Annotated in this window: 14 protein-coding genes and 1 pseudogene; 5 read left to right on the top strand and 10 right to left on the bottom strand. The window is 60.9% G+C overall.

All coding sequences use genetic code 11. The annotated features are described in order from the left end of the window. Window positions 1-77 precede the first annotated feature (77 nt). Complete coding sequence (locus tag HX803_RS12365) at window positions 78-800, bottom strand: response regulator transcription factor (protein WP_178920918.1); 723 nt, start codon at window positions 798-800, stop codon at window positions 78-80. A gap of 284 nt (window positions 801-1,084) precedes the next feature. Here HX803_RS12365 and HX803_RS12360 point away from each other — a divergent pair, with 284 nt between their 5' ends. Then, the gene (locus tag HX803_RS12360; RefSeq protein ID WP_178920943.1) at window positions 1,085-2,020 is read left to right on the top strand and encodes a FecR domain-containing protein; all 936 of its coding nucleotides are present in this window, start codon (window positions 1,085-1,087) and stop codon (window positions 2,018-2,020) included. A 3-nt stretch (window positions 2,021-2,023) separates the two neighbouring features. Further along, on the top strand, window positions 2,024-4,303 hold the full coding sequence (locus HX803_RS12355) for a CHASE2 domain-containing protein (RefSeq protein ID WP_178920916.1): 2,280 nt from the start codon (window positions 2,024-2,026) through the stop codon (window positions 4,301-4,303). Between the two features lie 181 nt (window positions 4,304-4,484). On the opposite strand, the gene HX803_RS12350 is transcribed toward HX803_RS12355, so the two are convergent. From HX803_RS12350 to glyQ, 4 genes are all read right to left on the bottom strand, one after another. After that, window positions 4,485-5,255 (bottom strand): 1-acyl-sn-glycerol-3-phosphate acyltransferase, encoded by a 771-nt coding sequence (locus tag HX803_RS12350; RefSeq protein ID WP_178920914.1) that lies wholly within the window; start codon window positions 5,253-5,255, stop codon window positions 4,485-4,487. Between the two features lie 82 nt (window positions 5,256-5,337). Further along, window positions 5,338-5,874, bottom strand: coding sequence for a D-glycero-beta-D-manno-heptose 1,7-bisphosphate 7-phosphatase (gmhB, locus tag HX803_RS12345; protein ID WP_012721458.1), 537 nt, complete (start codon window positions 5,872-5,874; stop codon window positions 5,338-5,340). 2 nt (window positions 5,875-5,876) lie between these two features. Beyond that, window positions 5,877-7,931 (bottom strand): glycine--tRNA ligase subunit beta, encoded by a 2,055-nt coding sequence (gene glyS / locus HX803_RS12340; protein WP_178920912.1) that lies wholly within the window; start codon window positions 7,929-7,931, stop codon window positions 5,877-5,879. Further along, window positions 7,928-8,881, bottom strand: a complete 954-nt coding sequence (gene glyQ / locus HX803_RS12335) for a glycine--tRNA ligase subunit alpha (protein WP_003187265.1) — start codon at window positions 8,879-8,881, stop codon at window positions 7,928-7,930. Before glyQ ends, glyS begins: the two co-directional genes overlap by 4 nt. An 81-nt stretch (window positions 8,882-8,962) precedes the next feature. On the opposite strand from glyQ, the gene HX803_RS12330 reads away from it, so the two are divergent. Together HX803_RS12330 and HX803_RS12325 are read left to right on the top strand one after the other, a co-directional pair. Beyond that, window positions 8,963-9,520: a DNA-3-methyladenine glycosylase I gene (locus HX803_RS12330; RefSeq protein WP_176994585.1), complete on the top strand. Its 558-nt coding sequence runs from the start codon at window positions 8,963-8,965 to the stop codon at window positions 9,518-9,520. A 40-nt stretch (window positions 9,521-9,560) separates the two neighbouring features. Further along, entirely contained in the window at window positions 9,561-10,448 is an 888-nt protein-coding gene (locus HX803_RS12325) for a lysophospholipid acyltransferase (protein ID WP_178920910.1), read from the top strand. Between the two features lie 71 nt (window positions 10,449-10,519). Here HX803_RS12325 and HX803_RS12320 read toward each other — a convergent pair whose 3' ends face one another. The 5 genes from HX803_RS12320 to def form a co-directional block, all read right to left on the bottom strand. Next, the gene (locus tag HX803_RS12320) at window positions 10,520-10,828 is read right to left on the bottom strand and encodes a tetratricopeptide repeat protein (RefSeq protein WP_178920908.1); all 309 of its coding nucleotides are present in this window, start codon (window positions 10,826-10,828) and stop codon (window positions 10,520-10,522) included. A gap of 42 nt (window positions 10,829-10,870) precedes the next feature. Continuing rightward, entirely contained in the window at window positions 10,871-12,244 is a 1,374-nt protein-coding gene (gene trkA, locus HX803_RS12315; protein ID WP_178920906.1) for a Trk system potassium transporter TrkA, read from the bottom strand. Between the two features lie 22 nt (window positions 12,245-12,266). Next, on the bottom strand, window positions 12,267-13,577 hold the full coding sequence (rsmB, locus tag HX803_RS12310; RefSeq protein WP_178920904.1) for a 16S rRNA (cytosine(967)-C(5))-methyltransferase RsmB: 1,311 nt from the start codon (window positions 13,575-13,577) through the stop codon (window positions 12,267-12,269). Continuing rightward, complete coding sequence (fmt, locus tag HX803_RS12305) at window positions 13,574-14,524, bottom strand: methionyl-tRNA formyltransferase (RefSeq protein WP_178920902.1); 951 nt, start codon at window positions 14,522-14,524, stop codon at window positions 13,574-13,576. The genes rsmB and fmt overlap by 4 nt, the downstream gene beginning before the upstream one ends. Window positions 14,525-14,593: 69 nt before the next feature. Continuing rightward, complete coding sequence (def, locus tag HX803_RS12300; RefSeq protein WP_016978734.1) at window positions 14,594-15,100, bottom strand: peptide deformylase; 507 nt, start codon at window positions 15,098-15,100, stop codon at window positions 14,594-14,596. A 135-nt stretch (window positions 15,101-15,235) separates the two neighbouring features. Between def and HX803_RS12295 the strand changes: the two are divergent. Next, window positions 15,236-15,494: pseudogene (locus HX803_RS12295) on the top strand (peptidoglycan-binding protein); the annotation flags it as partial.

Below are 15,494 nucleotides of genomic sequence, written 5' to 3'. Positions count from 1 at the left end.
CCAACGCTTAGCGTTGGCCTTTTTTATTGGTCGTTTGAATGAGCATTTTTGAAATGCTCCACGTGGAACATCCCCGTTTACCCAGGAGTCGTCGCAGAAACGCTTTCCAACCGATACCCGTAGCCGTAGATGGTCAGCAGTTGCCATCCGCGATCTGCGGTGAGCCCCAGCTTGTTCCGCAGGCGGTAAATATGAGTGTCCAGCGGCCGTGAAGAGACCATTTCTTCATGGGTCCAAAACCGTTCATACAAGTATTCCCGAGACAGCGGCCGAGCCAAGTTGGCAAACAAGCAGCTAGCGAGTCGATACTCTCGCTCGGTCAGGTTGATCGGTTTGCCCGCACGGGTAACGGTCAACTCGGCATCATCAAAGGTCAGGTCATTGAAGCTCTGCACTTCATGAGTGTTGGTTTTTTGCAGGCCGTGGCGGCGCAAAACGGCCGAGACCCGGGCTTTCAATTCATTGGGACGGAAGGGCTTGCTGACGTAGTCATCGGCGCCGCTGTTCAATGCGGTGACGATATCGCTCTCGGCATCACGGCTCGTCAGCATGATCACCGCAGGGGGCGATTCCATGTGTTCGCGAGTCCAGCGCAAGAGAGCAATCCCGGTGATATCGGGCAACTGCCAATCGAGTATCAGCAGGTCAAATGTTTCCCGGCGCAGTTGGCGGAGCAGGTCTTCACCGCGTTCAAAAAAATGCAGGGACCAAGGCTGTTCCGTGGTGCTGGGGATTTGTCGCAGTGTCTGTTCAACCCGACGCAATTCAGCGGGCTCGTCATCCAGTATTGCGACACGCATGGGTGGGTCCTTTCTACGAAAAAATACGGCGGCCAACTTCGGGCTAGGCTGCTCAATTACCGGCCTTTGAATCTGAAGAATTGTGGTCAGACTCAACGGTCCTATGAATCCCTCGGTAGGCTGATATCAAAGAGCCCTTAACCTACTGAAAGATTTCAAAACCGATGTAGGAAAGATACCGGCTCCTGCCCCTGAGGAAAAGGATCAGCCGACACATGCGCTGCCGTCATCCTGTGCGCGTTGGTGTCAGATGCCTTCTGGAACCCATAACCTTGATGAGCACCATGACTTCTTCCCTTAACCGAGTGCGCTATGTCATCCCCTCATTGCTGGGTTTGGTGGTGGGGGCGGCCAGTGCTTCTGCTTTGGTGCGCCCCCCCTATGTTGATGACCAATGGTTGTGTCGAGCTCAGCCGTTACCGGCCGTTGTGCAGCACCTGACAGGAGAAGCCTGGAAGCTAGACACCAAGGGACAGTTACGCCTATTGCAGGAGGGCATGACGATTGATGAGAAAGAAGGTGTGAAAACCTCGGCGTCGGCGTTCGTTAGCCTGTTGCTGGGCGATGGATCCCGGGTGGTTCTGCCGTCCAGTTCGCAGGTGCGTTTGCATATGGTCGAGAAGCAATCGATTCCCCAGGTCATCCTGGAACAAGGCCAGGCCGAGGCCTATGTGATCAAGCGGCCCAGTGACCATGACCGGTTTCAGATCGTGACGCCCGTTGGTGTGCTGGGCGTGCGCGGTACGCACTTTCGGGTGCGGGACGATGGCGAGCAATCGGTGCTTGAGGTGCTGGATGGGCAGGTAGCGGCCAACCGAGACATCCGGAAAAAACCTAATGAAGACGAAGTAAAAGTCGGCGCACGCCAAGGCCTGCTGTTTAAGAAACAGGGTGATTTGAACGCCGTGACGCTCCTGCCCGCGCCCAAGTTAGTGGGTCAGGACGGTCAAAAAGGCGATGCACCAGTGTGGACGCTGTACGTGCGGCCCTTACCCGGCGCCCAGCGCTATCGCGCCCAAGTCGCCACCGACCAAGCCTTTATGAACATCAAGCAGGAAAACTTTTCCAGCGAGCCAAAAATGAGCTTCACTGGGCTCAAAGCATCGTTCTATCACGTGCGATTGTCGGCTTACGACGAACACGGCCTGGAGGGAATAACCGGGGTTTATGACATCTTCTACTATCCGCCCGCAACGCAGGCCAAGGCCTCTGGTGGCTAATCCATGATGCTCTGGCGCAAGGCCGAGAAACGCCAACCCACCCACGCCCAGCGCCTGTTCCACGGTTTGGTCCGTGAGTGGCTGTGGATAGGTTTGCTGCTCTTGCCTATCACTGCTTACCTGTCGCTCAGCCCAGGACTGGCGCTGAACAACCCGCTGTATGACAGCCTGCGCCGCCTCACCCCGCTGCCGGTAGACCCGCGTATTCTGTTGGTCACCATTGATGACAAGAGCTTGAAAGACCTCGGCCGATGGCCTTGGCCGCGCAGCCTGCACGCAGACCTGATTGACCGCCTGAGTGCTGCACAGCCGGCAGCCATCCTGTTCGATGTGATCTTCAGCGAACCCGGTGAGCCGGCCAACGATCGGCGCCTTGCCCAATCAGTGTGCGAGGCCGGTAACGTGTTGCTGCCCCTATTGCGCGAAGACGCCACCCGCTACAGCCAACCCAGCGCACAAATACTGCCGCTGCTCAAATGTGCCAAGGGCGTAGGGCATATCAATGTCGAGGCCGACAGTGACGGCGTGGTTCGCAACCTGTACATGCGTGAAGGCCCGCCTGATGACACCACGCCGCAACTGGCGTGGATGGCGTACACGCTGAGTGGCCAGGCGGACGAGATGCCAGGTGAGGCGCTGGAGCCGGTCAGTGCGCACTGGCACCGTGAACACGCCATACGTATTCCGTTCATTGGTGCCCACACGCACTTTCCGAGTGTGTCCTACGCCAGCGTCTTACGGGGTGAGGTGCCTGCTGAGCAACTGCGTGACCGGCTGATTCTGGTGGGTGCCACGGCGTCTGGCATGGGCGATCGTTTTGTCACCCCGCTCTCCTCTACCGTCGGTACCACGGCTGGGGTAGAGATCCAGGCCAACGTCCTTAACGGACTGCTTCAAGGCCGAAGCATCGTCGATCTTCCTGGTTGGCTGGCTGCGTTGATGGCGACTTCGGTGGTGGCGTTGCTGCTGGGTCTATTGCTCTACCGGCCGCGCTACGCCCTGTGGATGACCTTGGGCTGCATGGCTGCCGCATTGCTGGGCTCTTTGGCCTTGCTGCGCCTGGGCCATTGGTGGTCGCCTGCGGCGTGCCTGATTGGCCTGCTGCTCAGCTACCTGATCTGGAACTGGCGCCGCCTCAGTGTGATCCTTGCCTATTTCGGGTGGGAACTGGCCCGGCTCGACAATGAGCCCAAAGTGCTTCCAGAACGCCGCCGAGCGCCTGCCAGCAAGGGTGACGTGCTACAGGCGCGTATCTTTGCTCTGGAGCAAGCCGTAAGCCGTACGCGGGATACGCGACGCTTCATGGCCGATGGCCTCGAATGCTTGCCGGTAGCCACGCTGATTACCGACCCTCAGGGCAACATCCTGCTGGCCAACCGCATTGCCCGCGACGTATTTGGCCATGACCTGATCACCGCAAACCTGCTCGAAGAACTGGCCGACCTGGGCTACCCGCCGCTGCACAATGGCGTGCGCCCTGCCCTGTCCGCGCTGGAGTTGGTCGAGTTCCGGGACATCCACCAACGCAGCCTGCGCATGGAACTGGCCCCCATGTTGCCGGCCGACGGTGACGTCGCCCTGGGCTGGCTGCTGAGCCTCACAGACCTGAGCAAAGAACGTAACGCCCAGCAGCATCGGGAAACCATGTTGCGTTTCCTGTCCCACGACCTGCGTGCACCTCATTCTGCGATCCTTGCGCTGCTGGATGTGCACAATGGCGAGTCCCCGGTGTTCGCCCAGATCGAGCAACAAGTGCGACGTGCCTTGAGCCTCACCGAATCTTTCGTACAGTTGGCGAAGGCCGAGGCTGACGGTTACCAGTTCCAGCCAACCCTGTTCGCCATGTTGGTGATGGATGCCTTCGACCAGGTGGCGGTCATCGCGCAGCTCAAGGGTATTCATTTGGTCCACGACCTGGATGAGGCCGACGAGGGCATGATCCTGGCCGACCAATCGCTGCTGACCCGGGCGTTGTTCAACGTGCTGGAGAATGCGATCAAGTATTCAGCATCCGGCACCACCGTCCGCTTGAGCCACGCCAGCGAGCAGGGCTGGTTGGAGTGCCGCATCAGCGACCAGGGGCCGGGGATTGCGCCAGCGGATCTACCGGAGCTGTTCAGTCAATACCGACGCTTCGATTCGGCCCAGGGCAGCGAGGGGCTGGGGTTGGGCCTGACCATGGTCAAGGCCGTGCTGGAACGTCATGGCGGACGCATTCAGTGCAAAAGTGAGCTGGGCAAAGGCACGACATTCAGTCTGCAACTGCCCTTGCTGGACGACTGAAAAACGTACTTTTCTGCTGTGCATAAAAAACCGGTCACAAGGACCGGTTTTTTAATGCTGAAAAAACTTATGCACGTTTTTCGCGATTTTATGAGGTCGGGAAATATGTAAGTAAATCAGCCTGTTACGAATCAAAAAAGCCAATTCGCCAACAAACCGTACACAGGTTATCCACAGATCCTCAAACCGCCGGCGTCTCGACCACAACCGGCTCCGGCGGCAACGAACCCATGGCCCGTTGCTGGGCTTCATTCCACGCCTGGGCACGGTCATTCAGTGCCGCAATGGCGCGCGGGCCTTCACCTTCGGCGTACATCGGCTCGCCGATTACCACCGTGATGGTGCCCTCGCATTTGGCCCAACCGGTCTTTGGCCAGAACTTGCCAGCGTTGTGCGCAATCGGCAGCACCGGCAGGTTGGCGTTGACTGCCAAAGCCGTACCGCCGCGTGAGAACTTGCCTACGGTACCGTAGGGAACGCGCGTACCTTCCGGGAAGATCAGTACCCAAACGTTGTCCTTGAGCAGCTCATCGCCCTTCTTGGCCACGTGCTTGAGGGCGGCCTTGGGGTTGTCACGGTCAATGGCGATCGGCCGCAGCATGGCCATGGCCCAGCCGAAGAACGGCACATACAGCAGCTCACGCTTGAGCACCTGGCTCAGGGGTGAGAAATAGGCCGAGAGAAAGAACGTCTCCCAGGTGCTCTGGTGGTTCGACAGAATCACGCAGGGCTGGTCGGGCACGTTTTCGGCCCCCTTGACCTCGAAACGGATGTTCAGGAACACCTTGGTCAGCCACAACGCGCAGCGGCACCAATAGACGTTGATAAAGCGATAGCGCGCCTTGAACGGCAGGAAGGGCGCAATAAAAAAGCTCAGGGTGCACCAGAGGAACGAACTGGTGCCCAGCAGCAGGTAAAAGAAAAAGGTTCTGATGGCCTGCAAGATCGACATGGCGGCATTTACCGTTGCGGGACACGGCCCGCCTGTTAAAAGCGCACTCCCGAACAGTCCTTGGTCAGGAAGTCGAGGGCGGCTAGTTGTTGATAAGTTCTGCGGCAACCGCCGCCAGATCGTCAAAAATCAAGGTGCCTACCGGCAGGTTTTTCGCCTGGGTCTTTTCGCCTTTCCCGGTCTTAACCAAAACTGGCTGAGAGTCGACGGCTTTGGCCGCCTCCAGGTCACCGAGGCTGTCCCCGACGAACCATATCCCAGCCAGTGGCACCTTGTAATGTTCTGCAATGGTTTTCAACATGCCAGGCTTGGGTTTGCGGCAATCGCAGCCCTCGTCCGGCCCGTGGGGGCAGTACACGACCAGCCCCACCTCACCGCCCTGCTCGGCCACTAACGTGCGCAAGCGCGCATGCATGGCGTCCAGGGTGGCGATGTCGTAGTAACCACGGGCGATGCCGGACTGGTTGGTGGCGATGGCCACCGTCCAGCCGGCTTTGCTCAACTGCGCGATGGCCTCGATCGAGCCGGGCAGTGGGATCCACTCCGCCACCGACTTGATGTAAGCGTCGGAGTCGTAATTGATCACCCCGTCCCGATCGAGAATCAGCAGTTTCAACATGGTCAGCTCAGCGTCGAAATGTCAGCGATGTTGACGAACAAGCCGCGCAGGCGCGCCAGCATGGCGTAGCGGTTTTTCCGCACACCGGCATCGTCGGCGTTGATCATCACGGCTTCGAAGAACGCATCCACCGGCTCACGCAAGGTGGCCAGGCGTGCCAAGGCTTCGGCGTAGTTGCGTTCGGCGATCAGCGGTTTCACCGCGTTTTCTGCCTTGGCGATGGCCGAGTTCAGCGAGAACTCCTTGGCATCGGCAAACAGGCCAGGGTCGACTTCGGCGTTGCCCAGGCCTTCGGCCTTGCTCAGCAGGTTCGACACGCGCTTGTTCACAGCGGCCAGGGCATCGGCTTCCGGCAGTTTGCGGAAGGCCTGTACGGCTTGTACGCGTTGGTCGAAGTCCAGCGCCGAACCCGGCTGCAGGGCACGTACCGACAGGTACACCGACACGTCCACGCCTTCGTCTTCATAACGCGCACGCAGGCGGTCGAACACGAATTCCAGCACCTGCTCGGCCAGGCCGGCTTGCTTGACCTTGTTGCCGAACTGGCCCACAGCGAACACCACGGCCTGGGTCAGGTCGAGGTCCAGCTTCTTGTCGATCAGGATGCGCAGCACACCCAGGGCGGCACGGCGCAGGGCATACGGGTCTTTGCTGCCGGTTGGCAACATACCGATACCGAAGATACCCACCAGCGTATCCAGCTTGTCGGCGATCGCCACCGCTGCACCGGTCAAGGTGCTTGGCAGTTCAGCGCCAGCACCACGTGGCATGTACTGCTCGTTCAGGGCCAGGGCTACATCGTCGGGCTCGCCGTCGTTGAGGGCGTAGTAGTAGCCGGCAACGCCTTGCATCTCCGGGAACTCGCCGACCATCTCGGTGGCCAGGTCGCACTTGGACAGCAGGCCTGCACGCGCAGCCCATGCAGCGTCACCGCCAATGCGTGGCGCAATGTAGGCGGCCAGCTTGGAAACACGTACGGCCTTGTCGTAGACGCTGCCGAGTTTTTCTTGGAATACCACGTTCTGCAGGCGCAGGTTGAAGTCTTCCAGCTTCTGCTTCTTGTCTTGCTTGAAGAAGAACTCGGCATCAGTCAGGCGCGGGCGCACGACTTTCTCGTTACCGGCGATGATCTGCTGCGGGTCCTTGCTCTCGATGTTGGCCACGGTGATGAAGCGCGGCAGCAACTTGCCATCCACGTCCAGCAGGCAGAAATACTTCTGGTTGTCCTGCATGGTGGTGATCAGGGCTTCTTGCGGCACGTCGAGGAAACGTTCTTCGAACGAGCACACCAGCGGCACCGGCCATTCAACCAGGGCGGTCACTTCATCCAGCAGGTTTGGCGGCACGATGGCGGTGCCTTCCTGCAGGCGGGCCAGCTCTTCGGTCCGCTTGCTGATCAGCTCGCGACGCTCGTTGGCGTCGGCCAGCACGTAGGCAGCACGCAGGTCGGCGGCGTAGTTGGCCGGCGAAGTGATGCGTACAGCTTGCGGGTGGTGGAAGCGGTGACCACGAGAATCACGACCGGCTTTCTGGGCGAGAATGGTGCAATCGATGACCTGGTCACCGAGCAGCATCACCAGCCACTGGGTCGGACGCACGAATTCTTCTTTGCGCGCACCCCAGCGCATGCGCTTGGGGATAGGCAGGTCGTTCAACGAGTCTTCAACGATGGTCGGCAGCAGGCTCGCGGTCGGCTTGCCGGTGATGACCTGGCTGAACCGCAGTTTCGGGCCGCTCTGGTCGATCTCGCTCAGCTCGACGCCACACTTCTTGGCGAAACCCAGTGCCGCTTGAGTCGGGTTGCCTTCGGCGTCGAAAGCGGCCTGGCGCGGTGGGCCGTCGAGGTTGATGCTGCGGTCCGGTTGCTGGGTTTCCAGCGCGGTCAACAACACCGCCAGGCGACGTGGCGCGGCGTAGACTTTTTTCGCTTCGAATTTGAGGCCAGCGGTTTGCAGGCCTTTTTCGATACCGGCCAGGAACGCGTCGGCCAGGGTGTTCAGTGCCTTGGGTGGCAGCTCTTCAGTGCCCAGTTCAACCAGGAAATCTTGAGCACTCATTGTGCAGCCTCCAGCTTAGCCAACACTTCATCACGCAGGTCCGGGGTAGCCATCGGGAAGCCCAGCTTGGCGCGAGCCAGCAGGTAGGCTTGGGCGACGGAACGCGCCAGGGTGCGCACACGCAGGATGTATTGCTGGCGCGCGGTTACCGAGATGGCACGGCGGGCGTCCAGCAGGTTGAAGGTATGGGAGGCCTTCAACACCATTTCATAGCTTGGCAACGGCAGCGGCTGGTCCAGTTCGATCAGGCGCTTGGCTTCGCTTTCATAGAAGTCGAACAGTTCGAACAGCTTGTCGACGTTGGCGTGTTCGAAGTTGTAGGTGGACTGCTCCACTTCGTTCTGGTGGAACACGTCGCCGTAGGTGACCTTGCCGAACGGGCCATCTGCCCACACCAGGTCGTAGACCGAGTCCACGCCCTGCAGGTACATGGCCAGGCGTTCCAGGCCGTAGGTGATTTCGCCGGTCACCGGGTAGCACTCGATGCCGCCCGCTTGCTGGAAGTAGGTGAACTGAGTCACTTCCATGCCGTTGAGCCAGACTTCCCAGCCCAGGCCCCAGGCGCCCAGGGTCGGCGATTCCCAGTTGTCTTCAACAAAACGGATATCGTGGACCAGTGGGTCCAGGCCCACATGCTTGAGCGAGCCCAGGTACAGTTCCTGGAAGTTGTCCGGGTTCGGCTTCAACACCACCTGGAACTGGTAGTAGTGCTGCAGACGGTTCGGGTTTTCGCCGTAGCGGCCGTCAGTCGGGCGACGACTGGGCTGCACATAAGCGGCGTTCCAGGTTTCCGGGCCGATGGCCCGCAGGAATGTTGCGGTGTGGAAAGTGCCGGCGCCTACTTCCATATCGTAGGGCTGAAGTACCACACAACCTTGCTCGGCCCAGTATTGCTGGAGGGCGAGGATCAAGTCTTGGAAGGTACGCACGGCTGGCGTAGGCTGGCTCACGAAATTCACCTGTTACTTGGGCTGCGATTTAAAGAGCGGGAGTATACCCGATTCGGCCGCGCCACCATCCCCTGGAGCCTTATGCCACGCTGCTTTTGGTGTTCTGAAGATCCGCTGTACATGGCTTATCACGATCAGGAGTGGGGAACGCCGCTGCGCGACGCACAGGGCTTGTTCGAGTTGCTTTTGCTCGAAGGGTTCCAGGCGGGCCTTTCCTGGATCACCGTTTTACGCAAACGCGAGCATTATCGAAAGGTCTTGTTTGGTTTTGATGCGCAGCGCCTGGCGCGCTTGACCGATGACGAGATCGAAGCGCTGATGCAGGACCCGGGTATCGTGCGCAATCGCCTGAAGCTCAACGCCACCCGTCGCAATGCCGCGGCCTGGCTGGCGCTGGAGGACCCGGTAGGGTTGCTCTGGTCTTTCGTTGGCGGCAAGCCCAAGGTCAATCATTTCAAGGATCGCAGCGAAGTCCCGGCGATCACCCCCGAGGCCGAAGCCATGAGCCGCGCCTTGAAAAAAGCCGGCTTCACCTTCGTCGGCCCGACCATTTGCTATGCCTTCATGCAGGCCTCCGGCATGGTCATGGACCACACCCTGGACTGTGACCGTTACGCGGACCTGGCCAACGCCGGTTAGAATGCTGGCTTTGCGCACCACACACGATCAGGAGTGACCTGTGGAAAAGTTTAAAGGCGCCTTGCTGGTAGGCGCTCTCCGGTTGTTTGCCCTGCTGCCCTGGCGCGCTGTCCAGGCGGTCGGCACGGCGATTGGCTGGATCATGTGGAAAACCCCCAACCGTTCCCGCGACACGGTACGGATCAACCTCTCCAAGTGCTTCCCGGACATGGACCCGGCCGCCCGCGAACGCCTCGTCGGCCAAAGCCTGATGGACATCGGCAAGTCCCTGACCGAAAGCGCCTGTGCCTGGATCTGGCCGGCCCAGCGCTCCATCGACCTGGTGCGTGAAGTCGAAGGCCTGGACGTGCTGCACGAAGCCCTGGCCTCCGGCAAAGGCGTGGTTGGCATCACCAGCCATCTGGGCAACTGGGAAGTGCTGAACCACTTCTATTGCAGCCAGTGCAAACCGATCATTTTCTACCGTCCGCCCAAGCTCAAGGCGGTGGACGAATTGCTGCGCAAGCAGCGCGTGCAGTTGGGCAACCGCGTGGCGGCCTCCACCAAGGAGGGCATCCTCAGCGTGATCAAGGAAGTGCGCAAAGGTGGCCAGGTGGGCATTCCCGCCGACCCGGAACCGGCTGAATCGGCCGGGATCTTCGTACCGTTCTTCGCCACCCAGGCACTCACCAGCAAGTTCGTGCCGAACATGCTGGCGGGCCACAAGGCTGTTGGCGTGTTCCTGCACGCGCTGCGGCTGCCGGACGGTTCGGGTTACAAAGTGATTTTGGAAGCAGCGCCGGAAGACATGTACAGCACCGACACCGCCACGTCCTGCGCGGCGATGAGCAAGGTGGTGGAACGGTATGTCGGCGCCTACCCAAGCCAGTACATGTGGAGCATGAAGCGCTTCAAGAAGCGCCCACCGGGCGAGGCGCGCTGGTACTGATACCGGCCTGACATGTGTAGTGAGCGAGCTTGCCTCGCGCGGGCAAGCCCGCTCACTACAACAGCACGCGCCTAAACGCGATCCAGCTTTTTCAGGAACACTGTCATCTCTTTCTCGGCCTGTTTATCGCCATGGGCCTGGGCCGCCACAATCCCCTGCTCCCACGCCAGCCGGGCCGCCGCGCGGTCTTCCAACCCCAATTGCGCCTTGCCCAACAGCTTCCACGCCGCCGAATATTTCGGGTCGAACTCCACGCACTTGCGCAAATGCTCCGCCGCCTTGGCGTGGTCCTTCAAGTCCAGGTAACCCTTGCCCAGCCCAAAGCGCAGCAGCGAATTATCCACGCCCTTGGCCAGCATTTTCTCGAGTGACTCAAGCATACGAAGAACCCTGTAGGAGCCGGCTTGCCGGCGATAGCGTCATCAGAAAAAGCTCAGCCCCACGTGGAACAACTTCTCCACATCGCGGATATGTTTCTTATCCACCAGGAACAGGATCACATGGTCACCGGTAGCGATCACCGTGTCGTCGTGGGCGATGATCACCTCTTCGTCACGAATGATCGCGCCAATGGTGGTGCCTGGCGGCAGGCCGATATCGCGGATGGCTTTGCCGATCACCTTGCTCGACTTGGCGTCACCGTGGGCAATCGCTTCGATGGCCTCCGCCGCGCCACGGCGCAGGGAGTGCACACTCACAATGTCGCCACGGCGCACGTGGGCGAGCAACGTACCGATGGTGGCCAGTTGCGGGCTGATGGCGATGTCGATATCGCCGCCCTGGATCAGGTCCACATAGGCCGGGTTGTTGATGATGGTCATCACCTTCTTTGCCCCGAGCCGCTTGGCCAGCAGCGACGACATGATGTTGGCTTCGTCATCGTTGGTCAGCGCCAGGAAGATATCTGCGTCGGCGATGTTTTCTTCCATCAGCAGGTCGCGGTCTGAGGCACTGCCTTGCAGTACGACAGTACTGTCCAGCGTGTCGGACAAATGCCGGCAACGTGCCGGGTTCATCTCGATGATCTTGACCTGGTAGCGGCTCTCGATGGCCTCGGCCAAACGTTCGCCGATCTGCCCGCCGCCGGCGATGACGATGCGCTTGTAGGTCTCGTCGAGGCGGCGCATTTCGCTCATCACTGCGCGAATATTCGCCTTGGCAGCAATGAAGAATACTTCGTCGTCGGCCTCGATCACCGTGTCGCCCTGGGGCAGGATCGGCCGGTCACGCCGGAAAATCGCCGCGACGCGGGTTTCCACATTTGGCATGTGCTCGCGCAACTGGCGCAGTTGCTGGCCCACCAGCGGGCCACCGTAGTAAGCCTTCACGGCCACCAGTTGGGCCTTGCCTTCGGCAAAGTCGATCACCTGCAAGGCGCCAGGGATTTCGATCAGGCGCTTGATGTAGTGGGTAACCACTTGTTCCGGGCTGATCAGCACGTCGACCGGAATCGCGTCGTTGTCGAACAGGCCGGCGCGGGTCAAGTAGGCCGCTTCGCGCACGCGGGCGATCTTGGTCGGGGTGTGGAACAGGGTGTGGGCGACCTGGCACGCGACCATGTTGGTCTCGTCGCTGTTGGTCACCGCCACCAGCATGTCGGCGTCGTCGGCACCGGCTTGGCGCAGCACGGTCGGGAACGACGCGCGGCCTTGTACAGTGCGGATGTCCAGCCGGTCGCCGAGGTTGCGCAGGCGCTCGCTGTCGGTGTCGACCACCGTGATGTCGTTGGCTTCGCTGGCCAAATGTTCAGCCAGCGTGCCGCCGACCTGCCCTGCCCCAAGGATGATGATTTTCATCCGGTCACTCCCTTAAAACCGTTCAGCCGCGAGCGGCGGCGATCTTGATCAGTTTGGCGTAGTAGAAGCCGTCGTGGCCGCCTTCTTGGGCGAGCAATTGGCGACCGTGGGGCTGCTTGATGCCGGCCGTGGTAGCCAGGTCCAGTTCGCGTGCGCCGCTGGTACGGGCAAGGAAGGCTTCGATGACCTCGGTGTTCTCGGTCGGCAGCGTGGAGCAGGTGGCGTAGAGCAGGATGCCGCCGACTTCCAGGGTTGGCCACATCGCGTCGAGCAATTCGCCTTGCAGCACAGCCAGGGCGGCGATGTCGTCGGGTTGGCGCGTGAGCTTGATGTCCGGGTGACGACGAATCACGCCGGTGGCGGAGCACGGCGCGTCCAGCAGGATGCGTTGGAAGGGTTTGCCGTCCCACCAGGTGGCGGTGTCGCGGCCGTCGGCAGCGATCAGCTCGGCGCTCAGGCCCAGGCGTGCAAGGTTCTCACGCACGCGCACCAGGCGCTTGGCTTCCAGGTCGACCGCGACCACACCGGCGAGGTCTTTTTCGACTTCCAGAATGTGACACGTCTTACCGCCCGGAGCGCAGCAGGCGTCGAGTACGCGTTGGCCGGGTGCCAGGTCGAGCAGGTCGGCGGCCAGTTGCGCCGCTTCGTCCTGCACGCTGATCCAGCCTTCGGCAAAGCCCGGCAGGCTGCGCACATCGGTGGCGGCTTCGAGCACGATACCGTCGACGCTGTACACGCATGGCGTGGCGTTGATACCGGCGTTGGTGAGCAATTGCAGGTAGGCGTCGCGGCTGTGATGACGACGGTTGACCCGCAGGATCATCGGCGGGTGGGCGTTGTTGGCGGCGCAGATGGCTTCCCATTGCTCAGGCCAGAACGCCTTCAGCGATTTTTGCAGCCAACGCGGGTGGGAGGTACGCACCACCGGGTCATGCTCCAACTCGGCCAGCAGCGCTTCGCTTTCGCGCTGGGCGCGGCGCAGCACGGCATTGAGCAGGGCCTTGGCCCACGGCTTTTTCAGTTTGTCGGCGCAACCCACGGTCTCGCCGATGGCGGCGTGGGCCGGCACGCGGGTGTAAAGCAGTTGGTAGAGGCCGACCAGCAACAGCGCTTCCACATCAGCATCCGCCGCCTTGAACGGTTTTTGCAGCAGCTTGGCTGCCAGCGCCGACAAGCGTGGCTGCCAACGGGCGGTGCCAAAGGCCAGGTCCTGGGTGAAACCTCGATCGCGGTCTTCAACCTTATCCAGCTGGGTGGGCAACGAACTGTTCAGCGAAGCCTTGCCGTTGAGGACGGCAGCCAAAGCCTTGGCGGCGGCCAGACGTGGGTTCATTGGGCAGCACCCAGGACGGTGCCTAGGGCAAATTTCTCACGACGGCTGTTGAACAAATCGCTGAAGTTAAGCGCCTTGCCGCCAGGCAATTGCAGACGGGTCAGGCACAGCGCCTGTTCACCGCAGGCCACCAACAGGCCCTCTTTGCTCGCGCCGATGATCTCGCCGGGCGCGCCTTTGCCTTCTGCCAGGGTCGCGGCCAACACCTTCAAGGCTTCGCCGTTGAGGGTGCTGTGGCAGATCGGCCAGGGGTTGAAGGCGCGTACCAGGCGCTCCAGCTCAACGGCTGGGCGGCTCCAGTCGATGCGTGCTTCGTCCTTGTTCAGCTTGTGGGCGTAAGTGGCCAGGCTGTCGTCCTGCACTTCGCCTTCCAGGGTGCCAGCCGCCAAGCCGGCAATGGCCTGGATCACGGCGGGCGGGCCCAGCTCGGCGAGGCGGTCGTGCAGGCTGCCGCCGGTGTCTTGGCCGGTGATCGGGGTGGTCACCTTGAGCAGCATCGGGCCGGTGTCCAAACCCGCCTCCATGCGCATCACAGTCACACCGCTTTCGCTGTCACCGGCTTCCACGGCGCGTTGGATCGGCGCCGCACCACGCCAGCGGGGCAGCAGCGAGGCGTGGCTGTTGATGCAGCCCAGGCGCGGGATATCCAGCACCGCTTGCGGCAGGATCAGGCCGTAGGCCACGACTACCAACAGGTCGGGTTTCAGAGCCGCCAACTCGGCCTGGGCCTCGGCGTTGCGCAGGGTCGGCGGTTGCAGTACGGGGAGGTTGTGTTCCAGCGCCAGTTGCTTGACCGGGCTCGGCATCAGTTTTTGCCCGCGACCGGCCGGGCGATCCGGTTGGGTGTACACCGCGACGATGTCATAAGGGCTGGCAAGCAGGGCCTTGAGGTGTTCGGCGGCAAATTCGGGAGTGCCGGCAAAAACAATGCGCAGTGGCTCGGTCATGGGAGGTCTCGGTTAAAAACAGTCACAAAAGAAAAAGGCTTGCCGCAGCAAGCCTTTGGAAGAGAGGCATCAAGCTTGCTGGCGATGCTTTTTTTCCAGCTTCTTCTTGATCCGGTCACGCTTGAGCGTGGACAGGTAATCGACAAACAGCTTGCCGTTGAGGTGGTCGCATTCGTGCTGGATGCACACCGCCAGCAGGCCTTCGGCGATCAGCTCGAACGGCTTGCCATCACGGTCCAGGGCCTTGATCTTCACGCGCAGCGGGCGTTCGACGTTCTCGTAGAACTCAGGCACCGACAGGCAGCCTTCCTGGTACTCACCCATCTCGTCGGTCAGCGGTTCGAACTCGGGGTTGATGTACACCATCGGTTCGCTGCGATCTTCCGACAGGTCCATGACCACGACGCGCTGATGCACGTTGACCTGGGTCGCGGCGAGGCCGATGCCCGGGGCTTCATACATTGTTTCAAACATGTCATCGACCAACTGACGAACCTTGTCGTCCACTACGGCCACCGGTTTGGCGATCGTGCGCAGGCGCGAGTCGGGAAATTCGAGGATGTTCAAAATAGCCATAAGCGTAATTGCTGCACATGTGAGGTAGAGGCAAATCGGCGTTGGGATGGACCCAGACAGCCGGTGTGAAACGCCCAAAAGCCACGAAGGCACGGGGATTTCACGCGAACGCACATAATAAAGGAGATTCACCCCATGAGGAAATCGCTACTCGTCTTGCTGCTGTGGGCCCCTTTCGCCATGGCCCTGCTACCCCCGCCCGCCCAGCGTCTGGATCAACCGACGCAACAGGCGATCCAACGCTTCCTGCTGCACAACCGCATTCTCGATACCCCGCAGGATTTGGACAATGCGCCGTACATCGTCGCGGCGGACGCCGGGCGTGTCCTGGGCGCCCATGACGAACGGGTGCATGCCCGGGGCCACCTGGACCCGGCCCTGCCCACCTATGGGA

Source organism: Pseudomonas sp. P7548, from assembly GCF_013386585.1.
In the GTDB taxonomy this organism is placed as follows: Bacteria; Pseudomonadota; Gammaproteobacteria; order Pseudomonadales; family Pseudomonadaceae; genus Aquipseudomonas.
This window is presented reverse-complemented; position numbering and strand designations above follow the sequence as displayed.